The 22,661-nt window shown below is 43.6% G+C and carries 32 protein-coding genes and 1 tRNA gene; 27 read left to right on the forward strand and 6 right to left on the reverse strand.

The features are described 5' to 3' along the window. Positions 1-26 precede the first annotated feature (26 nt). On the reverse strand, positions 27-989 hold the full coding sequence (locus ACT3S4_RS07745) for a DUF1853 family protein (RefSeq protein ID WP_444760850.1): 963 nt from the start codon (positions 987-989) through the stop codon (positions 27-29). A gap of 140 nt (positions 990-1,129) precedes the next feature. On the opposite strand from ACT3S4_RS07745, the gene ACT3S4_RS07750 reads away from it, so the two are divergent. After that, positions 1,130-1,432, forward strand: coding sequence for a monooxygenase (locus ACT3S4_RS07750; RefSeq protein ID WP_238049739.1), 303 nt, complete (start codon positions 1,130-1,132; stop codon positions 1,430-1,432). Positions 1,433-1,822: 390 nt separating this feature from the next. Here ACT3S4_RS07750 and ACT3S4_RS07755 read toward each other — a convergent pair whose 3' ends face one another. From ACT3S4_RS07755 to gatC, 5 genes are all read right to left on the reverse strand, one after another. Further along, positions 1,823-2,887, reverse strand: a complete 1,065-nt coding sequence (locus tag ACT3S4_RS07755) for a hypothetical protein (RefSeq protein WP_444760851.1) — start codon at positions 2,885-2,887, stop codon at positions 1,823-1,825. 318 nt (positions 2,888-3,205) lie between these two features. Beyond that, positions 3,206-3,282: transfer RNA gene (locus ACT3S4_RS07760), tRNA-Pro, on the reverse strand. 127 nt (positions 3,283-3,409) lie between these two features. Then, positions 3,410-4,936, reverse strand: coding sequence for an Asp-tRNA(Asn)/Glu-tRNA(Gln) amidotransferase subunit GatB (gatB, locus tag ACT3S4_RS07765; RefSeq protein WP_444760852.1), 1,527 nt, complete (start codon positions 4,934-4,936; stop codon positions 3,410-3,412). Beyond that, positions 4,936-6,432: an Asp-tRNA(Asn)/Glu-tRNA(Gln) amidotransferase subunit GatA gene (gatA, locus tag ACT3S4_RS07770; RefSeq protein ID WP_444760853.1), complete on the reverse strand. Its 1,497-nt coding sequence runs from the start codon at positions 6,430-6,432 to the stop codon at positions 4,936-4,938. Before gatA ends, gatB begins: the two co-directional genes overlap by 1 nt. Before the next feature lie 68 nt (positions 6,433-6,500). Further along, positions 6,501-6,815 (reverse strand): Asp-tRNA(Asn)/Glu-tRNA(Gln) amidotransferase subunit GatC, encoded by a 315-nt coding sequence (gene gatC / locus ACT3S4_RS07775; protein WP_045446594.1) that lies wholly within the window; start codon positions 6,813-6,815, stop codon positions 6,501-6,503. A gap of 633 nt (positions 6,816-7,448) precedes the next feature. On the opposite strand from gatC, the gene ACT3S4_RS07780 reads away from it, so the two are divergent. The 26 genes from ACT3S4_RS07780 (at position 7,449) to rplO (ending at position 22,646) form a co-directional block, all read left to right on the forward strand. Further along, positions 7,449-8,486: a rod shape-determining protein gene (locus tag ACT3S4_RS07780; RefSeq protein WP_201540449.1), complete on the forward strand. Its 1,038-nt coding sequence runs from the start codon at positions 7,449-7,451 to the stop codon at positions 8,484-8,486. Positions 8,487-8,675: 189 nt separating this feature from the next. Further along, positions 8,676-9,536: a rod shape-determining protein MreC gene (mreC, locus tag ACT3S4_RS07785; RefSeq protein ID WP_060490528.1), complete on the forward strand. Its 861-nt coding sequence runs from the start codon at positions 8,676-8,678 to the stop codon at positions 9,534-9,536. Positions 9,537-9,697: 161 nt separating this feature from the next. Further along, on the forward strand, positions 9,698-10,183 hold the full coding sequence (gene mreD, locus ACT3S4_RS07790; RefSeq protein ID WP_045446600.1) for a rod shape-determining protein MreD: 486 nt from the start codon (positions 9,698-9,700) through the stop codon (positions 10,181-10,183). 131 nt (positions 10,184-10,314) lie between these two features. Next, positions 10,315-10,980 carry a Maf family protein gene (locus tag ACT3S4_RS07795; RefSeq protein WP_198330436.1) on the forward strand — a complete coding sequence of 222 codons (666 nt, stop codon included), beginning with the start codon at positions 10,315-10,317 and terminating at the stop codon, positions 10,978-10,980. 178 nt (positions 10,981-11,158) lie between these two features. After that, a complete protein-coding gene (locus tag ACT3S4_RS07800) occupies positions 11,159-12,769 on the forward strand; it encodes an Rne/Rng family ribonuclease (protein WP_055125270.1) in 1,611 nt (536 codons plus the stop codon). 441 nt (positions 12,770-13,210) lie between these two features. Then, positions 13,211-13,522, forward strand: coding sequence for a 30S ribosomal protein S10 (gene rpsJ, locus ACT3S4_RS07805; protein WP_010196670.1), 312 nt, complete (start codon positions 13,211-13,213; stop codon positions 13,520-13,522). A 48-nt stretch (positions 13,523-13,570) separates the two neighbouring features. Then, entirely contained in the window at positions 13,571-14,209 is a 639-nt protein-coding gene (gene rplC / locus ACT3S4_RS07810; protein ID WP_055125271.1) for a 50S ribosomal protein L3, read from the forward strand. A 14-nt stretch (positions 14,210-14,223) separates the two neighbouring features. Next, positions 14,224-14,826, forward strand: a complete 603-nt coding sequence (rplD, locus tag ACT3S4_RS07815; RefSeq protein ID WP_045446611.1) for a 50S ribosomal protein L4 — start codon at positions 14,224-14,226, stop codon at positions 14,824-14,826. Further along, complete coding sequence (rplW, locus tag ACT3S4_RS07820) at positions 14,823-15,173, forward strand: 50S ribosomal protein L23 (protein ID WP_010196677.1); 351 nt, start codon at positions 14,823-14,825, stop codon at positions 15,171-15,173. Before rplD ends, rplW begins: the two co-directional genes overlap by 4 nt. Before the next feature lie 11 nt (positions 15,174-15,184). Further along, a complete protein-coding gene (rplB, locus tag ACT3S4_RS07825; RefSeq protein WP_055125272.1) occupies positions 15,185-16,012 on the forward strand; it encodes a 50S ribosomal protein L2 in 828 nt (275 codons plus the stop codon). A 12-nt stretch (positions 16,013-16,024) separates the two neighbouring features. After that, positions 16,025-16,300, forward strand: coding sequence for a 30S ribosomal protein S19 (gene rpsS, locus ACT3S4_RS07830; RefSeq protein ID WP_010196682.1), 276 nt, complete (start codon positions 16,025-16,027; stop codon positions 16,298-16,300). Between the two features lie 10 nt (positions 16,301-16,310). Next, positions 16,311-16,640: a 50S ribosomal protein L22 gene (gene rplV, locus ACT3S4_RS07835; protein ID WP_045446615.1), complete on the forward strand. Its 330-nt coding sequence runs from the start codon at positions 16,311-16,313 to the stop codon at positions 16,638-16,640. Positions 16,641-16,643: 3 nt separating this feature from the next. Then, complete coding sequence (gene rpsC, locus ACT3S4_RS07840) at positions 16,644-17,372, forward strand: 30S ribosomal protein S3 (RefSeq protein WP_045446618.1); 729 nt, start codon at positions 16,644-16,646, stop codon at positions 17,370-17,372. A 3-nt stretch (positions 17,373-17,375) separates the two neighbouring features. Continuing rightward, positions 17,376-17,789 carry a 50S ribosomal protein L16 gene (gene rplP, locus ACT3S4_RS07845; RefSeq protein WP_055125273.1) on the forward strand — a complete coding sequence of 138 codons (414 nt, stop codon included), beginning with the start codon at positions 17,376-17,378 and terminating at the stop codon, positions 17,787-17,789. Continuing rightward, entirely contained in the window at positions 17,789-17,986 is a 198-nt protein-coding gene (rpmC, locus tag ACT3S4_RS07850) for a 50S ribosomal protein L29 (protein WP_011279794.1), read from the forward strand. The genes rplP and rpmC overlap by 1 nt, the downstream gene beginning before the upstream one ends. Then, positions 17,983-18,255 carry a 30S ribosomal protein S17 gene (gene rpsQ / locus ACT3S4_RS07855; protein WP_045446623.1) on the forward strand — a complete coding sequence of 91 codons (273 nt, stop codon included), beginning with the start codon at positions 17,983-17,985 and terminating at the stop codon, positions 18,253-18,255. Before rpmC ends, rpsQ begins: the two co-directional genes overlap by 4 nt. Before the next feature lie 181 nt (positions 18,256-18,436). Then, positions 18,437-18,805 (forward strand): 50S ribosomal protein L14, encoded by a 369-nt coding sequence (rplN, locus tag ACT3S4_RS07860; protein WP_010196702.1) that lies wholly within the window; start codon positions 18,437-18,439, stop codon positions 18,803-18,805. A gap of 8 nt (positions 18,806-18,813) precedes the next feature. Next, positions 18,814-19,131 (forward strand): 50S ribosomal protein L24, encoded by a 318-nt coding sequence (gene rplX / locus ACT3S4_RS07865; RefSeq protein WP_045446626.1) that lies wholly within the window; start codon positions 18,814-18,816, stop codon positions 19,129-19,131. 21 nt (positions 19,132-19,152) lie between these two features. Further along, complete coding sequence (gene rplE, locus ACT3S4_RS07870) at positions 19,153-19,689, forward strand: 50S ribosomal protein L5 (RefSeq protein WP_011512858.1); 537 nt, start codon at positions 19,153-19,155, stop codon at positions 19,687-19,689. 12 nt (positions 19,690-19,701) lie between these two features. Next, positions 19,702-20,007 carry a 30S ribosomal protein S14 gene (gene rpsN, locus ACT3S4_RS07875; RefSeq protein ID WP_021813378.1) on the forward strand — a complete coding sequence of 102 codons (306 nt, stop codon included), beginning with the start codon at positions 19,702-19,704 and terminating at the stop codon, positions 20,005-20,007. An 11-nt stretch (positions 20,008-20,018) separates the two neighbouring features. Continuing rightward, positions 20,019-20,417 (forward strand): 30S ribosomal protein S8, encoded by a 399-nt coding sequence (gene rpsH / locus ACT3S4_RS07880; RefSeq protein WP_045446631.1) that lies wholly within the window; start codon positions 20,019-20,021, stop codon positions 20,415-20,417. 175 nt (positions 20,418-20,592) lie between these two features. Then, positions 20,593-21,126 (forward strand): 50S ribosomal protein L6, encoded by a 534-nt coding sequence (rplF, locus tag ACT3S4_RS07885; RefSeq protein ID WP_045446634.1) that lies wholly within the window; start codon positions 20,593-20,595, stop codon positions 21,124-21,126. 11 nt (positions 21,127-21,137) lie between these two features. Further along, positions 21,138-21,488, forward strand: a complete 351-nt coding sequence (gene rplR / locus ACT3S4_RS07890) for a 50S ribosomal protein L18 (protein WP_021813381.1) — start codon at positions 21,138-21,140, stop codon at positions 21,486-21,488. Between the two features lie 2 nt (positions 21,489-21,490). Continuing rightward, positions 21,491-22,006: a 30S ribosomal protein S5 gene (gene rpsE, locus ACT3S4_RS07895; protein ID WP_010196711.1), complete on the forward strand. Its 516-nt coding sequence runs from the start codon at positions 21,491-21,493 to the stop codon at positions 22,004-22,006. Positions 22,007-22,026: 20 nt separating this feature from the next. After that, positions 22,027-22,206 (forward strand): 50S ribosomal protein L30, encoded by a 180-nt coding sequence (gene rpmD / locus ACT3S4_RS07900; RefSeq protein ID WP_201540379.1) that lies wholly within the window; start codon positions 22,027-22,029, stop codon positions 22,204-22,206. Beyond that, positions 22,206-22,646, forward strand: a complete 441-nt coding sequence (gene rplO, locus ACT3S4_RS07905; protein WP_045446637.1) for a 50S ribosomal protein L15 — start codon at positions 22,206-22,208, stop codon at positions 22,644-22,646. Before rpmD ends, rplO begins: the two co-directional genes overlap by 1 nt. Positions 22,647-22,661: the final 15 nt, after the last annotated feature.

Here is a 22,661-nt window from a genome sequence, read left to right on the forward strand (position 1 = left end):
ATGTGCATATAATGCGGTGGACGTTACTAAAATTTATCATGCGTTTTGTCGCGCTGTTCAGGATAAATGACGATCGGACTATGACCTTCGAAGTATAGTCCTGTCGTAGGCATAGGCATTGCGTCGTTTGACCAAGCTACCTGCGGCTGTCGTCCATCATAGCAGTCGCGCCTAGTAAACCATTCGATATAATGGGCAGCTCGTAATGCCCTTATATCAAGCGTCGCAAGATTAGTCATATCGGTGTTATCGCACCATTTATGTATAGGAAAGCTTGGTGCTAACCAAGATGGATAATTAAAGTTAGTGGTATTAATTGGCAAAAAGAAGCGTCCTTTAATCACGCCATAACGCTTATCAATGTTAACTTGTCCATGCTTTTCGGTATTTACCCATACGGTACGAAACTGTTTGGTTTGCATATGGGTCATTTTACGCTGTAGATTGTCCTTGGAATTAATCCCAACCCAGTTCTCAGGAGCAAACGGTGCTGAGCCCATAAAAAACTTAATCGCCAGCTCCCAATGCTCGACCAGATTTTCTCCATGATTATATAAGATTAAATCCAGCTCACCAGTCGTCTGCTTACCATTATACAACTGGACGTTACTGGCTAGGGTCTCATACGGATGTAGCTTGCGCGCAAAGCCATCCTCTAACCAAAATGACAGTAACCCCTCAAAGTGAAATCCCAGTCGATTGGGACTTGGGCGCTTGAGTAAATAGCGGGTCAGCGCCTGATACGCATTGGTGTTATCTAGCTCTTCCAAACGCTGCTGATACGCTGCAAACTGCTGTTGCCAGAAGTGTGCGCTATGTACCGACACGGTATGTGTATTCTGATGTGGCGCAAAGTCTAGCCATTCGGTCAAGACGTTAGGGCAGGCAAGCACATACGCCAAATCACGCACATAAGGTCGCTGGTATGCGTCCCAAGGTGCGTCATCTATAAGGTAATTCGAGAGGGGCTGAGCGATAACCTCAGACATAGGTTGAACCTTTATAAAGTGGTACATTTACCCTAGCTGCTCGCTTGCCAAAAGTCTATAGTCAATCTTACTATGTTAAGATTGAAAGTATCTGGCAGCATATACTTTGCCAATCATTCAATAATAATGAGGATTCAATAATGAAATATCTTTTGCAAATCGACTTTCCTTATAGCGGACCTTTTGGTGACCAATTCTTTGAGTCTATGAAAGAGTTGGCTGAAGACATCGCAAACGAGAGCGGTCTGGTCTACAAGCTATGGACAGAAAACGAAGCAACGCAAGAAGCGGGCGGTATTTATGTGTTTGATAACTTAGAGGATGCCAACAGATATTTAGAGAAGCATACCCAGAGACTGACCTCATTTGGCTTTACGGATATTAAGTCTAAAGTATTTATCATCAATGAAGCGCTAAGTGCGATTACTAAAGCGTCTCTGTAATACTTAATGAAGAGTAATAAACATAAAAAGGCCAGTCATTGGGTTCAATGGCTGGTTTTTTTATGTGGATTTTCAACTTAAAATAGGATGTTAATGGTATAAAAATTAAGCTGAATATCTGGTGCATTTGATAATAGCGGTACTAGGATAACGATCAAAAATTTCAATATAGTAAACGACCATTTGGGTGGCTTGTTAAATAGCTTTTGGACTGTTGATTTTGTACTGGTTAAGACTCTAGCTTTTTCTAAGTGTTTCATCTGATAGCTCCATATTTACCGTAACTTGATTGATACGGCTTATGGTTGCTATTTTATGGGTTGGAGTTGATTAAGAAAATCCCCTAAACCTATGTCTATATAGATTAACTTAGGTTGAGATACATTTAAATTATGATTGTGGTCTGCCTGCTTCACTTGCATATTGAGGTATCGAGCTAAGCCAGCTCTTTAAAGTAGCTGTTCTTTCAGGAAGCATTTCACCATGCCCTGTATCAATTAGGTAGCTCCATATAAGCTCACACATTTCACCAATTCTTATTTTTTTATCATGGTCTTTCGACCATAAGTATTGCGCATGTGTATCAGCTACTAATTTTGCCTTGAGTAATTTTGGGCTAACTCCCTTTTTCTTAAAAACAATTTCTGTTTTTTCAATCACTGGCTTGTTCTCGATAATAAGCTCTATTAACAGCTCTAAATCTTTATGTAAAATCAAAATATCATCAGGCGTTGCTTCTAGGTTAAGTGCGTACGTTTCTTTGTTATTAAAGAGACTATTAACCCCTTCGTAATGTTCTATTTGATAATCTTCTAAATGATAGTGATCTAATACCCTCATATTAATTCTTGATAGTGCTTTTTCAAGTCCGTACTCTTCGATGCTCTCTTTGGGTAATATCGGCTGATACCTGCTTTCTACTACTTTAATTTTATCAAAGTTATAATCTTGACCTTTATATGTGCTAGGCCTGTCACTAGGCAAAAGAAACTCTTCTACGTCTTTTGGATTAGCGTTTAGTCTATTGTGTGGTAATAAGCCCTCAATATCTGCCCATTCGTCACTAATTTCAGTTCGTTCCAATAGAAGTAAGTTGCTAATCATTCTGTGGCTTAGCTGGATAAAAACGCCTAATTCTTTACAAGTTAACGAGGGCTTTACGTCGCAGAAAAATAAATATGCATCTATTTGCGTTGTATAGATTTGATAGTCTTCACCGTCTTTGTCTAAATCATCTAAAAAGTCTAACTTGTCTTCATCAAGATAATGACTTCCCATTAAATAAAACCCTCTACCATAAATGTAAGCGTCTAAATCAAACTCATAAATTCTTTTAAGTAGTTTTTTTGGCGATATGTTATCGGTTTCAAATTTTCTGTTTAAGTAGTCGCAAGCTTCTTGTAGATTATAATATTCTGCGGTATCAAAGCTTAATGCTATATCATTATTACTCATGTTCACACCTTTACACACCCTTAGCTTTAAATATAGTCAAGGAATTTTAGAATCGCTACAAGGCGACCGACCACAGATAGTACACTGAGTACATCTAGGGCGGGTAACACCGTAGCGGTTTAAAAGTGCTCTGACTATAGGTGCAAGGCGCTGGCATCGTTTGAGGTGGTAAAAATGCCGTTCGGGTAATTAGCCCTAGCCTTACAGGATTTTTTATTATTTATCTGCTTAATGCATCATACAATCAACAGTTAAATTTAGCACAAAAAAAGCCAACCATTAAAAACAATGATTGGCTTTTCTCTTTACTACTATGTTTGGTCGGAACGGCAGGATTTGAACCTGCGACCACTACACCCCCAGTGTAGTGCGCTACCAGACTGCGCTACGCCCCGAATGACTGACTATTTTACGCAAAATTATGCATATTGCAAGGGCTATTTATTTTAGTCAAACTCTATAACCTTAATTTACGTATCACAGTCAGCATAACCAATGGGCAAAACCAATCAGCAATTATCCTTAACCTAGTAGCTCTTTGAGGATTTGGTTGACTTGCTGCGGGTTGGCACTACCACGACTTGCTTTCATGACTTGACCGACCAGACCGTTAAAGGCTTTTTCTTTACCGCCGCGATACTCTTCAACCATGGCTGCATTTTTAGCGATGACTTCTTCAACGATGGCTTTAATAGCGCCCGTATCGGTTTCTTGCTTAAGCCCTTTTTCTTCGATGATTTTGTCAGCGGCATCATCAGCATCACCGCCTTCACGCTCGTATAGAGCGCTAAAGACTTTCTTCGCCAATTTGCCAGATAGCGTGTCATCTTTGATTCGGGCTAGCATACCAGCCAATTGCTTGGCGCTGATAGGGGAGTCAGTAATTTCTTTATCATCTTTATTTAGCGCACCGAGTAGGTCACCCATCACCCAGTTGCCAGCCATTTTGGCATCTGCTTGCCCAATTTCTGCGACCACAGCTTCAAAGTAATCTGCAATTTGACGACTACCAGTCAAGATACGAGCATCATATTCTGATAGACCCAGCGCTGCTTCAAAACGCGCACGACGAGCAACTGGTAGCTCAGGCATTGCTGCACGAATGCTATCGACAGTATGCTGTTCGATACGCACAGGCAGCAAGTCAGGGTCAGGGAAGTAACGATAATCGTTGGCGTCTTCTTTGGTACGCATCACACGAGTTTCGTCGCGCTCTGGATCATACAGCATCGTTGCCTGCACGACTTTTCCACCGTCCTCAATGATGTCGATTTGACGCTCGATTTCACGATTGATGGCGCGTTCGATAAAGCGGAACGAGTTGAGGTTTTTTAGCTCAGTACGCGTACCCAATTCAGCACCAGGCTTACGAATAGAGACGTTACAATCACAACGGAATGAGCCTTCCGCCATCACTGCGTCTGAAATACCAAGCCACGTGACCAGCTGATGAATGGCTTTGATATAGGCAAGGGCTTCGTGAGCTGAGCGCATGTCTGGCTCAGAGACGATTTCGATTAATGGCGTACCAGCACGGTTCAAATCTACACCAGTCATACCATCGACGGCATCGTGAACTGATTTACCCGCATCTTCTTCTAAATGTGCGCGGGTGATACCCATACGTTTTGGATATTCGTTCTTATCCCCTTCATTGACCACCACATCGATATAGCCTTCGCCAACGATAGGGTTTGCCATCTGAGTGATTTGATAGCCTTTAGGCAAATCTGGATAGAAGTAGTTTTTACGGTCAAACGTATTAAATAGACCTAACTCAGCGTTGACACCGATACCGAATTTTAGGGCACGATCGACCACACCAGCATTTAGCACTGGCAATACGCCAGGCAGACCTAAGTCTACGATGCTAGCTTGGCTGTTTGGCTCATGACCAAAGTCAGTCGGCGCACTTGAGAATATTTTACTTTCCGTATTGAGTTGACAGTGAATCTCAATGCCGATGACCACTTCATAACCATCGACGAAAAGCTCTTTACGCACGGCATGCTCGCGCACGGCATTGTTATCAGTAGTAGCTGTACTCATTATACCGTCTCCTTTGCGATGGCAGAGTGTTGTAGATTATGGTCTGTATGCTGCTGGAATAAATGAGCAGTCGTGAGCAATTGGCTCTCTTGCCAATGCTTACCGATTAATTGTAAGCCAATAGGCAAACCTTCTGAGGTTAGACCAACTGGCTGGCTAAGCGCAGGTAGACCCGCTAAGTTGACCGCGATGGTATAAACGTCACCCAAGTACATGGTCGCAGGATCAAGGTTGTCAGTAAGCTTGTAAGCAGCGGTTGGTGCTGTTGGGCTAGCAATCACATCACAGCTAGCAAAGGCTTCATCGAAGTCTTTGACGATTAAGCGGCGGATTTTTTGTGCTTTGGTATAGTACGCATCAAAGTAACCTGCCGAAAGTGCATAAGTGCCGGTCAAGATACGGCGTTGTACTTCAGGACCAAAGCCTTCAGAGCGTGAACGCGTGTATAGATCGAGCAGATCGGTTGGATTCTCACAGCGATAGCCAAAGCGTACGCCATCGAAGCGTGACAGGTTTGATGAGGCTTCGGCAGGGGCGAGCATGTAGTAAGTGGCAAGGGTAATCTCAGGGTCAGTGATATTCACCTCCACAATCGTCGCACCTAGCTCTTCATACTTGTTCAGAGCAGCACGTACGGCCGTTTCTACTTCAGCGTCTAGTCCCGCACTAAAGTATTCTTTGGCAACACCAATACGTAGACCGTTAAATGGCTTATCGCCAGCCGCAGCTTCTGCATCGCTGATATCTTGTACGTAGTCAGGCATATCATACTTGATGGACGTTGCATCGCGTGGATCGTGACCAATCATTGGCTGTAGCAGATAGGCACAATCTTTAGCGCTGCGCCCCATGCTACCCGCTTGATCCAGACTTGAGGCATAGGCAATCATCCCAAAGCGAGAGACGCGACCATAAGTGGGCTTGATACCGGTTAGTCCACAAAATGAGGCAGGCTGGCGAATAGAGCCACCAGTATCACTGCCCGTTGCGACTGGGACAAAACCTGCGGCAACGGCGGCAGCACTACCACCTGATGAACCACCGGGGACGCGCTCTAGGTTCCAAGGATTCTGTACCGTGCCGTAGTATGAGCTGCTATTGTCTGAGCCCATCGCAAACTCATCCATATTGAGCTTGCCCAAGCTAATCATGCCTGCTTTGTCGATATTAGAAACGATGGTAGCATCATAAGGTGAGATAAAATTATGCAGCATCTTAGAGCCACAAGTCGTTAGTACACCTTGAGTACAAAAAATGTCTTTGTGCGCCATCGGTACACCAAGTAGTGGACGCTGATCGCCCTGAGCACGCATCTCATCTGCTGCCTTTGCTTGCGCGCGTGCTGTCTCAGAAGTATGAGTGATAAAGCTGTTAATCTTATTGTCTAGCGCGTCTATACGTTTGATGTAGTGTTCTGTCAGCTCAAGGCTGCTAAATTGTTTGTCTTGCAAGCCCGTAATAAGCTGCTGGGTACTTAATAAATGAAGTTCTGACATAAGGTGTCGTCCGTCAAAATGTGAGTAGCATAAAGTAAAATAGGGTAGCGATTAAAGCAGCGCGCCGTTTATTCAATCACTTGTGGAACCAAATATAAGCCATCTTCAACAGCTGGGGCGACTGACTGATTGCGCGCGCGGTTGATATCGTGTTTGGCCACATCAGCCCGCAATTCTTGGCAAGCTTCATGGATATTCGCTAAGGGTTTGATGCCTGTGGTATCCACGTTAGATAGCGTATTCATAAGTTTTAATACTTTACTAATATCGTCGGCATAGCTATCGGCTGTGCTTTCATCGACACCCAAACGTGCAAGGTTGGCAACTTCTAGGATTTCTTCACGGCTGACGTTGCTGTCAGACGTTGCTGGTTGCTGTGACATAGTTTCTCCAGTGAAGGACAGTTTTTGTTAGAGTAGAATGCGGCTAAAATAGACAAGCATTAGATATAGATAATTATTAACACAAACTAAAACAAGGGGTTTATCTTAAGATGTATATATAGTGGCTTTATTATAAAGCATCTGGCTTAAGTTTACAGAGCATGACGCTTGATTGATGCACAATATCAACCAAGATGGCGTGATTTGCAAAATTGACCGTATAATTCACGATTGATTCTCAATTGCTTACCCATTACGTTCTGAAATACGTTACAGTATGCACCTGTGCTGCTAAGCAAAATTATCATTTGCCTGTAGAGCCTTGTTAGTTATTGAATTAAATGATGTTTCATTAAGTCGAATGGTATTTACTGCTATTTTAAACTTTGTAACAACTTTTAGCGTTTAAGACCGAAATCCTGACTTACTGATGCAAATATCTGTGTTTTTTTTGAGCCAAATCGGTATAATTTAGCTCAGTTTTCCCATTGCATCATTATTGCTTAGGTTTGACTTGTTGCGAGGTTCAAATTTCGCCATAAGTGATGTCTAACGACGACCTGCTCAACGCTGACGAGTAACGCCTCAGTCAATCTCATTCGCCTCATTCGCCTCATTTGTAATACGCTGGAAATATTAGTCATGAACCTGTTTGGATTTTTATCAAATAATATCGCTATCGACCTCGGTACTGCGAACACTCTCATTTTTATTCCTAATAAAGGCGTCGTACTTGACGAGCCTACGGTGGTTGCGTTACGAAGTAATCGTACACAAAATCCTACCGTTGCGGCTGTTGGTATTGATGCCAAGCAGATGCTTGGTCGTACACCTGCCAATATTACAGCGATTCGCCCATTAAAAGACGGCGTGATTGCTGACTTTGAAGTGACGCAAAAAATGCTCAAGCATTTCATCATGAAGGTAAAAGCCAAGCGTTTTATGGCGCAGCCTAACGTGGTGGTTTGTGTGCCTTGTAAGTCTACTCTGGTTGAGCGTAAAGCGATTCGTGAAGCGGTCTCATCAGCGGGCGCAAGTAAAGTGCTACTATTAGAAGAACCAATGGCGGCAGCGATTGGCGCAGGCTTGCCAGTTCATGAAGCCAGCGGTTCGATGGTGGTTGATATTGGTGGCGGCACGACGGAGATTGCCGTTATCGCTTTATCTGGTTGCGTTTATGCCGAGTCGATTCGTATCGGTGGTGATATGTTTGATGACGCTATTATCACCCATGTGCGCCGTACCCATGGTTGTGTGATTGGTGAGACGACAGCTGAGCGTATTAAGCACGAAGTTGGCTCTGCTTTGAATGAAGACAGTCAGTTAGAAGTCGAAGTTCGCGGTCGTAGCATGGCAGAAGGCGTGCCAAAAACCTTTACTGTCAACTCAGAAGAAGTACAAAAAGCCCTAAGTGATCCGCTGAGCGGTATCGTTAGCGCGGTGAAAGCGGCACTTGAGCAGACGCCACCTGAGCTGTCATCAGATATCGCAGAGCGTGGTATTGTTTTGACGGGCGGCGGTGCGCTGTTACGTGATTTGGACAAATTAATTTCAAGAGAGACAGGTCTACCTGTGACCGTTGCTGAAGATCCATTGACTTGTGTTAGCCGCGGCGGTGGTATTGCGCTTGACTTTATCAATAACAAAAGCTTGAACATGATTTTTGTTTAGATTGCTTTAGTTAAGCACTGCGGTATTGATAAATCATCTTCGTCGTGCTTGATGATAGCTTGCGTAAAAATAGTGGGTCAAAACAGTATAAAATTAAAGGTAGCCAGTTGCGCTGCCTTTAATTGCATTAATCAACTAGAACCCAGTACTGGCTACTGCTTATTTTATAACTCCTGAGTTAGACGACTTATGACCCCAAGTATTTTTGCGCGCCAGCCGTTAGCACTTCGTAAGACTGCCATTGTATTAATAGCAGCTCTAATACTGATGTGGTTCGATAGCAAAAATTCAGAATGGTTTAATCCAGTACGTAGTACCAGTCATGCCGCTATGCAGCCTATTTATGAGCTGTCACTGTTACCGAGTTATGCCAAGCATTGGGCAGGTGGCAGCTTACAGTCTAAAGAAGCGCTGCGCCGCGAAAATATGCAGCTAAAGTCGCAACTGATCCATGCGCAAGCCAAGTTGCAGCAGCAAGATTATATTTTGGCACAAAATGCGCGCCTGCAAGGTATTTTATCAACGACCAAGCCTGAACAATTTGATCTTAATTTGGCACAGGTAATCGGTACAGACACCAACTTACTCAGACAAATCGTAGTGCTCAATAAAGGCGTTCAAGACGGGGTTCAAGTTGGACAGACAGTGATTGATGAAGACGGTATTTTAGGGCAGATTATTAATGTCTATCCCAATACCAGTCGCCTGCTATTGATTACTGATGAGCAGCAATCGGTTGCAGTTACAGTCAAGCGCACAGGTCAACGCGCTATCGTGACAGGGCAAGGGATACCAACCTCATTAAGCCTTGACTATGTATTCAAAACCTCAGACGTGCGTGTGGGTGATGAGTTGGTGTCATCAGGATTGGGTGGGCGTATTCCAGCAGGGTATCGTGTCGGCCGTATCGCCCATATTAAAGATACTCAAGCCGATAACTTTAGAAGTATAGAAGTGACCCCAGCGGCGAACTTTATCGATAATGCATATGTATTAGTCCTGCAAGATAAGCTGGTGAATAAAAATAATATTACCCTCAATGACCGTTAAGAATTTAGGCGCTCAATACGTAAGCATCAATCAGATAATGGCTGGCATCTATTTATTAACTGGTCTGTTTGTCGATACATTTTTAGCCATGGTTTTTATCCCATCAATGCCCACTCATGCTTTAACAGCAGCCATCAATACATTCGTTAAGGTAAGTACCCATGTCGTATCCTGATTCTGAGAATGCAACGGTACTACTGATTGCTACCATCATTCTAAGTTTTGTTATTGCGTCATCGCTTAATGTCTATCCGTTAAGTCCTAGTATGGCTACCTTACGCCCTATGGTCATGATCATGGTGCTGATTTTTTGGTTATTATTTCAGCCACGCTATGTTGGTATTTTTACAGCATTTACCATCGGTCTCATTGCTGACTTACTCATGGATACCCATTTGGGACAGCAAGCCTTTGCCGCCGTGGCAGTCGCCTTCTTCATAAAAATAACCAGTATTTATATTAGGCAACTAAATACCATCAGTGCATGGTTATTAGCGAGCTTAGGATTGGTTGTTTTTCAATTATGTTTATGGATATTGCAGATGTTTATCCAGAATGTCTTTGTCGCACAATCTGCCTTATCACTGTTGATGAGTATCATCAGCTGGCCATTGGTACTACTGGCTTTGCGTAAATTTGCGTCATAAGAAAAATTCTGCTGATAGCCAATAAGATTGTAGCGCTGGTGTTTATTAATCATGACTAACTAATATTAATGCACTAACAGGCAGCAGTTTTCGGTAGTAGGTAGATAAATACAGATAAAAAGAGAGTAGCGATGGATATTGTTTTAGCTTCTGGTTCGCCGCGCCGTCGTGAGCTGTTAGAAAGAGCACAACTAGAATTTAGCACATTGAGTGTAGATGTCGATGAAACAAAGCATGATGATGAGTCACCTACAGACTATATCGAGCGCATGGTCGCCACTAAAGCTGAGGCTGCCATACAGCAACTAGCATCACGCTTGAAAACGGATAAAAGCTGTTTTTCTGACTCACTTATCATTCTAACGTCTGATACCATCGGTGTGCTGGCAGATGGTCAAACAGTGCTGGTCAAGCCAATCGATCGTGAGCACGCTTATAGCATGTGGCAACAGATGTCTGATAATGTCCATGAAGTATGGACAGCAGTTCAAGCAACGCATGTATCATTATCTTCTAAAGTGGCTAACAGCTCAACTCATGAGCCAGTATTTCAAATCATTAATCAGCAACGAATCACTGAGCGTACCGAAGTGACCTTTATAGCGCTCACTGCAGAGATGATGAGTAACTATTGGGACAGTGGTGAGCCTGCTGATAAAGCGGGTGGTTATGGTATACAAGGTTTGGGTGCTATTTGGGTCAGCCGTATCAATGGTAGCTATACCAATGTCGTGGGTTTACCACTTCCACAAACGCTGGCGTTAATTAAAAACGTCACAGATATTAGTATCAATTAAAATGCGAAACAGAACCTCATAGAGATTATTGGTCTCTCAGAGATTGGTTGTCACTCCAACCTGCTGCACATAATAACACGCGAGAGTAATGGGCGAGAGCCAGCTGCATTTGTTACACTATAAAGATAATAGACGATGAACGTCTAACAAGAAAGCTGAGAGATAAGAGAAAAACATTATGTCCGAAGAGCTGCTGATTAATATTAGTCCAATGGAATCCCGTGTCGCAGTCTTAGACAATGGCATCTTGGGCGAGATTTATATTGAACGTCATCATAAATTGGGTCTGGTCGGCAATATCTATCTGGGTACAGTCGTACGCGTTTTACCTGGTATGCAGGCAGCATTCGTTGATATCGGGCAGTCGCGGACAGCATTTTTACACGTCAATGATATGCAGCGTGAGCCGCGTCCAGTAGCAGAAAATAAAAGTAAAGCGGCTGACAATAGCGATAAAAACTTGGATAGCAATATAGAAGATGCTGTGGTAGAAAATAGTACTGATAACTTGGCTGTCACGCCACCGGTGATTAGTATACAAAATACCGAAGTCATCCCTGTTTCTAAAACGTTGATTCAACATCGCTTGCATGAAAGCCAACGTATTTTAGTGCAAGTGACCAAAGATCAGTTGGGCAGTAAAGGCGCTCGCTTGACCACCAATATATCCTTGCCATCTCGCTATTTGGTGTATCTACCTTCAAGCGAACACATTGGTATCTCACAACGTATTGATGGGGAAGAGGAGCGCACCCGTCTGAAGACTGAGCTTAGTAGCCTGATGCAAACGGTCAATCTAAAAGGCGGTCTCATCGCTCGTACCGCTGCTGAACGTGTCCCTGTCGATAAGCTTGAAGAAGACATTTATTATCTACTGCAGCTGTGGCGTACCATCTGCGCGCGTCGCCAAGAGATGAAACAACATCAAAGTTCTGAGCTTATTTATCAAGAGCTATCATTACCGCTGCGCTCTATCCGTGATTTGGTACACGCGGATACCGAGAAAGTCATCATTGATAATGCACAAATTTACGAACAAGTCAGATCCTTTGCCAAAGAGTTTGTGCCTTTTGTGTATGACCGCATTGTACATTATACCGCTGAGCCATCTTTGTTTGATGTCCATCGCGTCGAAGATGATTTGCGTGATGCTTTAAAACGCCGCGTAGATTTAAAATCAGGTGGCTATCTCATTATCGACCAAACAGAAGCGATGACCACAATCGATGTCAATACGGGATCATTCGTAGGCGGGCGTTCGTTAGAAGATACAGTTTATAAAACCAATCTTGAGGCAACTCATGCAATCGCCCGTCAGCTGCGTTTGCGTAATCTAGGCGGTATTATCATCCTAGACTTTATTGACATGCTTGAACAGCAGCATAAAGATGATGTGTTAGAGAGCCTGCAATCACAGCTAGTACAAGACTATGCCAAAACTAAGATTACTCAGGTCAGTGAGCTTGGGTTGGTAGAGATGACGCGTAAACGTACGCGTGAGTCGCTCGGGCAGCAGCTATGTGAGCCGTGCTCGACCTGCCAAGGACGCGGCTTTGTTAAAACGGCTGAGACAGTGTGCTTTGAGATATTCCGTGAAATCATGCGTTGTGCTCGTACTTATAACTCTCCCAAGAAATTTACGGTCGTTGCCCATGCCGCAGTGATTGATTTATTATTAACTTCAGAGTCAGACACGGTGGCAGATTTAGAGTATTTACTTGGTAGAGTGATTACCTTTGATGTCGAAAATCTCTATACTCAAGAGCAATATGACATTGTTTTGGATTGATGTTTCATAGCTTTAGATTAACAGTGCATAGTTATCAATTCATATAAGCGTGATTATTAAGCACAGATACTGTTGTTTACATATTACTGTTTATAAAGGGTAATATCATAAGTCGCTACAGATATTACCCTTGCAATGACTGAAATACTATGTATAATATACACCACTGAATTATATATGCGCCGCCAATCAAACAGCGGGCGCTATGACAGCTAGAGCATCGTTTCTAGCACTATTTCATTATGCCTTTGCTGACATCCTATAATGGAAGGGTCGGCGGGGCTTTAAACTATTTTGCTTTTGGCACGCTACAAGTTCGGATAAAGAACTCATTCTGGTTAAGAACAGAAGGCCGCTTTAAGTGAATATTTAACCAAACGGCTTTTGATCATATCTTTGCAAAGCAAAAATGACAAAAGCACATATTAGGAGCTTGCTGGCATGGCTAACCAGAGAATCCGTATCCGTCTTAAGTCTTTTGATCATCGTCTGATTGATCAATCTGCACAAGAGATTGTTGATACTGCAAAGCGCACCGGTGCGCAAGTTTGTGGTCCTGTACCGTTGCCGACTCGCATTGAGCGCTTCAACGTTCTAACTTCACCACACGTAAACAAAGACGCTCGTGATCAGTACGAAATCCGTACTCATAAGCGTATGGTTGACATCGTTCAACCTACCGACAAAACTGTGGATGCGCTAATGAAGCTTGACTTGGCGGCGGGTGTTGACGTTCAAATTGCTTTGGGTTAATGCACATAAACACCCAACCCATTAATATAAGATATAAAGAGGTCTAAAATGGCGATCGGTTTAGTCGGTAAAAAATGCGGCATGACCCGTGTCTTCACTGAAGCAGGCGCATCTATCCCTGTAACAGTGGTTGAGATCAGTGCTAATCGCATTACTCAAGTAAAAAATACTGATGTAGATGGCTATCAAGCCATCCAAGTTACCACAGGTACCCGTCGTGACAGCCGCGTAGCAGCAGCTCAAAAAGGTCACTTCGCTAAAGCTGGCGTTGCCGCTGGTCGTGGTGTTTGGGAATTTCGTGCCAATGATAGCGATCTTGAAGGTCGTGAAATTGGTGGTGAGATCCTAGCTGACTTATTCGAACAAGGTCAGATGGTTGATGTCACAGGTAACAGTAAAGGTAAAGGCTTTCAAGGCGGCGTGAAGCGTCACAACTTCAGCATGCAAGATGCCACTCATGGTAACTCAGTATCTCACCGTGCCATTGGTTCAACTGGTCAAAACCAGTCACCAGGTAAAGTCTTCAAAGGCAAAAAAATGCCAGGTCAGATGGGTAACAAACGCGTTACCGTTCAGGGCCTAGAAGTGATATCGGTTGATGTTGAAAAAGGGTTACTTGTCATCAAGGGTGCTATCCCAGGTGCCACCGGTGGCGATGTCATCGTACGTCCGTCAGTCAAAGCCTAAGCAAGGGGATTAACGTGGATTTAAAAACAGTTACAGGGGCGGCAGTTGAGCTTTCTGATACGGCTTTCGGTCGTGAATTCAACGAAGCACTAGTGCATCAAGTCGTCACCGCATATCTTGCTGGTGCTCGTCAAGGTACACGCGCTCAAAAAACCCGTGCCGAAGTTTCTGGTGGTGGCATTAAGCCATGGCGCCAAAAAGGTACTGGTCGCGCTCGTGCAGGTTCTATTCGTAGCCCAATCTGGCGTGGGGGCGGTCGTGCATTCGCGGCTAAACCACAAGATTGGTCACAGAAAGTTAACCGTAAAATGTATCGCGGTGCTATGCAGTGTATCTTAGCCGAATTGATTCGCCAAGAGCGTTTGATTTTGGTCGAAGAGCTAAGCGTTTCTGGACCTAAGACTAAAGAGTTGATTGCAAAGTTAGGTGAGTTAAATGCATCACGTGCATTAATCGTCACTAAAGAAGTTGACGAAAACTTATACTTAGCTGCTCGCAACATCCCACATGTCAATGTACTTGATACAAGTGAAGTGGATCCAGTGAGCTTGATCGCTTTTGATAAAGTGATCATGACAGTCGAAGCTGCGAAACAATTTGAGGAAGCACTAGCATGAATAACGCAAGACTTTATCAGATCCTAAGAGGACCTGTATTCTCAGAGAAATCTCAAATGCTTGGCGACTCACTTGGTGTGCAGGTATTTAAAATTGACTCTAACGCTACTAAGCTTGAAGTCAAAAAAGCGGTTGAGATGATGTTTGAAGGTGTTGAAGTTTTAAAAGTAAACACTTTGAATGTTAAAGGTAAGACAAAGCGTTTTGGTAAAAGTATCGGCCGTCGTAATGACTACAAAAAAGCCTACGTTACCTTAAAAGCTGGTCAAGATGTACAAATGGCTGATGCTGGTGAAGAGGTCGCGAATACGACTGCTTCTACTAGTGAAACAGCGAACAACGAATAAGGATTACACTCATGCCTATCGTAAAAGCAAAGCCAACATCACCAGGCCGTCGTTTTGTTGAAAAAGTGGTGCATCCACACCTTTATAAAGGTCGTCCGTTTGCAGCGCTTCTCGAATCAAAAAGTAAAACTGGTGGTCGTAACAATAATGGTCGCATAACGACTCGTCATATTGGCGGTGGTCATAAGCAGCATTATCGTATTATCGATTTCAAACGTACTAAAGACAATATCCCTGCAACGGTAGAGCGTATTGAATACGATCCTAACCGTACTGCGCACATTGCTTTACTTAAGTACGCTGATGGCGAACGTCGCTATATCATTGCTGCTAAAAAACAAGCAGTTGGCGATACAGTAATGTCAGGTGAGCTATCACCAATTCGTCCAGGTAACTGTTTACCGCTGAAAAACATCCCATTGGGTACTGTGATCCATAATATCGAACTTAAAATCGGTAAAGGCGCACAGATGGCTCGTTCTGCGGGTGCCAGCGTTCAGTTGTTAGGTCGTGAAGGTATTTATGCTATTCTACGTATGCGCTCTGGCGAAACACGCCGTGTACACGTGAACTGCCGTGCCGTTATTGGTGAAGTTTCTAACACTGAAAACAACTTGAAATCACTTGGTAAAGCCGGTGCTTCACGTTGGCGTGGTGTTCGTCCTTCTGTTCGTGGTGTTGCTATGAACCCGGTTGATCACCCACATGGTGGTGGTGAAGGTCGTAATAAAGGTCGCCATCCAACCAGCCCTTGGGGTCAGAAGTCTAAAGGACTTAAAACGCGTAGTAATAAGCGTACTGACAATATGATCATCCGCCGTCGCGCCAAGAAGAAATAAAGGAAGAATTTCATGCCTCGTTCATTGAAAAAAGGTCCATTCATAGACGCGCATTTGTTTGCCAAAGTTGAGAATGCATTAGACACCAACTCACGCAAGCCAATTAAGACTTGGTCGCGCCGCTCGATGATCCTACCACAAATGGTTGGCTTAACTTTGTCTGTTCACAATGGCCGTACTCATGTACCGGTTATCGTGAGTGAACAGATGGTTGGTCATAAACTAGGTGAATTTGCCCCGACTCGTACGTATCGTGGTCATGGCATTGACAAAAAAGCTAAGAGATAAGGTGCTTACCATGGAAGTAACTGCAAAATTACGCGGTGCCGCCATATCGGCACAAAAAGTTAGACTCGTTGCCGATGAAGTTCGTGGCAAATCTATCGAGCGTGCTTTGGATATCCTAACGTATAGTAATAAAAAAGGCGCTGTATTTGTTAAGAAATGTCTTAACTCAGCCATCGCCAATGCCGAACATAACAACGGTCTAGATATTGATACCCTTAAAGTATCAACCATCTACGTTGATGAAGGCATTACGCTAAAACGTATCCTACCACGTGCTAAAGGTCGCGCTGATCGTATCAGTAAGCGTACCTGTCACATCACTATAAAGGTAGGAGAATAAGTTATGGGTCAAAAAGTACATCCAATCGGAATTCGTCTTGGTGTTGTAAAGAAGCATAACGCAAACTGGTATGCTAACCCTAAACAATACTCAGAATACCTAATCAACGACATTCAAGTTCGTGAGTATCTGCGCAAAAAGCTTGATAGTGCTATGATTAGCAAAATCATGATTGAGCGTCCTACAGGTGCTGCTAAGATTACCATCGCCACTGCGCGTCCTGGTATCGTTATCGGTAAGAAAGGCGAAGACATTGAAAGACTTCAAAAAGAATTGACCAAAATTATGGGCGTACCTGCTCAGGTCAACATTGAAGAAATCACCTCGCCTGATCTTGATGCTCATTTAGTAGCGGAAGGTATCGCAAGTCAGCTTGAGCGTCGTGTTATGTTCCGCCGTGCTATGAAGCGCGCCGTACAGAACAGCATGCGTTCTGGTGCTAAAGGTATTAAAGTTGAGCTGTCTGGCCGTCTTGGCGGTGCTGAGATTGCTCGTACTGAATGGTACCGTGAAGGTCGTGTGCCATTGCATACACTACGCGCTGATATCGACTATTCGTCAGTACGTGCGGAAACTACTTACGGCACCATCGGTGTAAAAGTTTGGATCTTCCGTGGCGAAATCCTTGACGGTATGAACAGTGTATACAATCCCGTTAAAGAAGAGCAGACTCGTGCGCCAAAACGCCGTGGTCGTGGAAACGGAAATCGTCGAAACACAGACAGAGGTTAAACTATGTTACAGCCAAAACGTACCAAGTTTCGTAAAATGCACAAAGGTCGTAACACTGGGCTAGCTCATCGTGGAAGCACCGTTGCATTCGGACAAATTGGTCTAAAATCGTTGACTCGTGGTCGTATGACTGCCCGTCAAATTGAAGCAGCACGTCGTACCATCACTCGTAAAATTAAGCGTGGTGGTAAGATTTGGATTCGTGTATTCCCAGACAAACCAATTACCAATAAACCACTAGAAGTACGTATGGGTAAAGGTAAAGGTCCTGTAGAATATTGGGTATGCGAAATCAAACCTGGTAAAGTGCTATATGAACTCGAAGGGGTTTCAGAAGAACTTGCTCGCGAAGCGTTCACGCTTGCTGCAGCAAAACTGCCCTTTAAAACTACCATTGTTAAGCGGACGATAATGTAATGAAGATCAGTGAATTACGTGATAAATCATTAGAAGAACTGACTCAGTTACTTGATGAAAAGCAACTTGATGCTTTCCGTATTCGTATGGCTAAAGCAACTGGTCAGTTGGGTAATACCCATGAAGTACGTGTTAATCGTCGTGCGATTGCTCAGCTTCAGACTTTGATTAACGAGAAACAACGAGGCGACTCATGAGCGATAACAATCAAACAGCTAATGCTAGCGTATTGACAGGACGAGTTGTCAGTGACAAGATGGACAAGTCCATCACAGTTTTGATTGAGCGTCTGGTTCGTCATCCTTTGTATGGCAAGCAGCTTCGTCGTTCTACAAAAATCAAAGCCCATGATGAGAATAATGTTTGCCAACAAGGCGACCTTGTCCGCATCAAAGAAACGCGTCCAATCTCTAAAACCAAGTCTTGGACTTTGGTTGAAGTGGTTGAAAAAGTAGAAAAAATCTAAGTAAATTGCATTAAAAGCCAGAAGCTGTTAAAATAGCCGCCTTTTTAAGGATGCTGATTGCGCCGAGCGTATATCAATCACATTAAGAGTAGCAGCGGTTATTATTATTAAAATGCCGACTACTCATACTGTGCTAGCGGCAGCAACTGGTTTTTATTGCTCATACGTGTGGAGTAACGCTATGATTCAGGTTGAATCGATGCTGGAAGTTGCAGATAATAGCGGTGCAAGACGAGTTCAGTGCATTAAAGTACTGGGTGGCTCTCATCGTCGTTATGCATCAGTTGGCGACATTATTAAAGTAACGGTTAAAGAAGCCATTCCTCGCGGTCGTGTTAAAAAAGGCGACGTGATGAATGCTGTAGTTGTACGTACCAAAAAAGGCGTTCGTCGTCCTGATGGTTCTGTTCTGCGTTTTGACGACAATGCTGCGGTATTGTTGAACCAAAATAAAGCACCGATTGCAACTCGTATTTTTGGACCGGTAACTCGTGAACTACGTGGTGATCAGTTTATGAAAATTGTATCACTAGCACCAGAAGTATTGTGAGGTAATCCATGTCAAAATTACGTAAAGGCGATACAGTTATCGTGATTGCTGGGAAAGACAAAGGCAAGCAAGGTACTGTACAAGCTGTAAAAAATGATCGTATTAAAGTTGAAGGCATTAATATTGTCACTAAACATCAGAAGCCAAATCAGGCAACTGGCGTTGAAGGTGGCATTCTTAAGAAAGAAGCTTTTCTACATATCTCAAATGTCGCAATATTAAATGCGCAAACCCAAAAAGCTGATCGTATTACTTATCAGTTCGGCGAAGACGGCAAGAAACAACGCGTCTATCGTTCGAACGGTGAAGTAGTGGCGACTGCGTAAGACACTAAGGGTGTAATGGTAATGGCAAGATTAAAATCTTTATATAACGAAGAATTGAAGCAGCAAATCAAAGAAGAGCTTGGTTTGGCTAATGTGATGCAAGTGCCTAAAATCACTAAAATCACACTTAACATGGGTGTAGGCGGCGCGTCTCAAGACAAGAAATTGCTTGAAGGTGCAGTAGCTGACATGACCGCTATCGCTGGTCAAAAACCTGTCGTCACCAAAGCGCGTAAATCAGTTGCTGGCTTTAAAATTCGTGAAGAATGGCCAATTGGCTGCAAAGTAACGCTACGCGGTGAGCAAATGTACGAATTTTTAGATCGTCTCATTGCCATTGCAATTCCTCGTATTCGTGATTTCCGCGGTTTTTCACCTAAAGCCTTTGACGGACGTGGTAACTACTCATTGGGTATCAAAGAACAGATCGTATTCCCAGAAGTAGATTTTGACAAGATTGATCGTATCCGCGGTATGGATGTGACAATCACCACGTCAGCTCAATCTGATGAAGAAGGTCGCGCGTTGCTTAAAGCATTCGGCTTCCCATTTAAATAAGGTAAAGACGTTATGGCAAAGAAGAGCATGATTAACCGCGAATTAAAGCGCGAAAAAATGGTTGCTAAGTACGCTGATAAGCGTATCAAGCTAAAAGAAACTATCAGTGATATGACTGCAAGTGACGAAACTCGTATGGAAGCGATGCTAGAGCTACAAGCTCTTCCACGCAATTCATCGCCAGTACGTCTGCGCAATCGTTGTGCTATCACCGGTCGTCCTCACGGTTACTTCCGCAAGTTTGGCTTATCACGCAATATGCTGCGTGAGCGTGTCATGCAAGGCGATGTGCCTGGTGTTCGTAAAGCAAGCTGGTAAGGGGTAACTATATGAGTATGCAAGATACCGTTGGGGATATGCTAACCCGTATTCGTAACGCACAAATGGCTAACAAAGTATCGGTAGCAATGCCGAGCTCTAAATTACGTAAATCAATTGCTGATTTGCTAGTTAGCGAAGGTTATGTGGCGAGCGCTGTTGTTACTGAAGAAGCAAACAATAAAGCAACCCTATCTATCGAATTGAAATACTTCGAAGGCCGCGCTGTCATCGAAACGATTCAACGTTTTAGCCGTCCTGGTTTACGCCAGTTCCGCGGTAAAGACGCTATCCCTACTGTTAAGCAAGGTATGGGTGTTGCTATCGTATCAACTAGCCAAGGCATCATGAGTGATCGTGCTGCACGCGCTGCTGGTATCGGTGGTGAAATCGTCGCATTTGTAGCGTAAGCTACACGACGATAAAGTCTATTTGATGATTGTTAGACTTCTATTGATTGAGTAATAATGAATTATTTCAAATTGATAGGTGTCTAACGCAGTCAACTATGCTAAACTAACACGCTTTTTAGCCTGTTAGTTTTTTCGCTAATATAAAGAAGTTAATTTTTTAAGGAATATTCCTATGTCTCGTGTGGCTAAAGCCCCAGTGACACTGCCAAACGGCGTAAGTGTTACTTTGAACGATCGGCAGGTCGAAGTGAAAGGCAAGAACGGCATTTTGTCTTTACGCCTGCATGAATTGGTCGAGCTGAAACAGGAAGATGATGCGATCATTTTCTCACCTACAGTCGATTCAAAAGAAGCCATGATGCACACTGGCACCATGCGCGCTCTTGTTAACAACTATGTTAAAGGCGTGAATGAAGGCTTTGAAAAGCGTCTTCAGTTAATTGGTGTTGGTTATCGCGCACAAGTTGCTGGTAACAAGGTAACTTTGAACGTTGGTTACTCTCATCCAGTAGAATATACGTTGCCTGAAGGTGTGTCAGCTGAAACCCCAACGCAAACTGAAATTGTTTTGAAATCAAACAATAAACAGCAGCTTGGTCAAGCAGCGGCTAATATCCGCGGTTTCCGCCCACCTGAGCCTTATAAAGGTAAAGGTATTCGTTATAGTGACGAGCATGTGATTCGCAAAGAAGCCAAGAAAAAATAAGGTGAGTTGAAATGTTTGATAAAAAAGCAGCTCGTCTGCGTCGAGCTAAGAAAACCCGCGCGCATATCCGTTTCTTAGGCGTTCATCGCTTAACGGTTACTCGCACGCCAAAACATATTTATGCCCAGATTATCTCTCCTACCGGTGGTGAAGTGATTGCTCAGGCATCTACCTTAGACGGCAGCTTGCGCTCAGGCGCGACTGGCAATGCTGATGCAGCAACGTCTGTGGGCCAAATGATCGCAGAACGCGCAAAAGCAGCTGGTATCACTAAAGTTGCCTTTGACCGTAGTGGTTTTAAATATCATGGTCGAGTTAAAGCTTTAGCAGAAGCAGCTCGCGAAAACGGATTGGAGTTTTAATCATGGCTAGAAATGATAAAAATGATAAAAATGAACAGACTGACGGTCTAGTAGAACGCTTAGTTACCGTTGATCGCGTTGCAAAAGTTGTTAAAGGTGGTCGTATTTTCTCTTTCACTGCATTGACTGTAGTGGGCGATGGCAATGGTCGTGTTGGTTTTGGTCGCGGTAAAGCACGTGAAGTGCCAGCTGCTATCCAAAAAGCACTAGAAGCTGCCAAACGTAATATGATTACTGTTGAGCTTAATGATGCAACTTTGTATCATCCGATCAAAGCACGTCATGGTGCTAGTAAAGTTTATATGCAGCCTGCATCTGAAGGTACTGGCGTAATCGCTGGTGGCGCAATGCGTGCTGTATTAGAAGTTGCTGGTGTCAAAGATGTTTTGACTAAATGTTATGGTTCTACCAATACTGCTAACGTTGTTCGCGCAACGTTTAACGGTTTACGTGATATGTCAACTCCAGAGAAGATGGCAGCAAAACGTGGTAAATCTGTAGACGAAATCTTGGGTTAACTTAGACTAGGTGAGTTACGATGAAAAAAATGAAAGTCACTCAATTTAAATCGGGTGCCCATCGCCTAAAGAGCCACAAAGCGAGCTTGAAAGGATTGGGTTTACGCCGTATTAATCATACTGTTGAAGTAGAAGATACACCTTCAAACCGTGGTATGGTCAATCGCGTTAACTACATGGTAAAAGTGGAGGAAGCGTAATGGGTCTTAGATTAAATGAATTATCACCAGGTGTTGGCGCAAAGAAAACTGCCCAACGTCGTGGTCGTGGTATCGGTTCAGGTCTTGGTAAGACTGGTGGTCGTGGTGTAAAAGGTCAGAAATCTCGTTCAGGTTCTAGCATACGCTCAGGATTTGAAGGTGGTCAAATGCCTTTATATCGTCGTCTACCGAAATTTGGTTTTACCAGTAAAATGGCAATGAAGACGGCTGAAGTACGTCTTTCTGAACTGAATAAAATTGATGGCGATGTGGTTAGCCTTGAAACACTTAAAGCTGCTAACCTAATCCGTCACGACATGAAGCGTGCCCGTATTATGTTGTCAGGCGAAGTCACTAAGGCTTATACCTTTAAAGGTATCAAAGTGACTAAAGGCGCTAAGCTAGCAATCGAAGCTGCTGGTGGTAGCATCGAGGAGTAGTAACGTGTCAAAACA

It is taken from the genome of Psychrobacter sp. AOP30-A2-5, assembly GCF_052378115.1.
In the GTDB taxonomy this organism is placed as follows: Bacteria; Pseudomonadota; Gammaproteobacteria; order Pseudomonadales; family Moraxellaceae; genus Psychrobacter.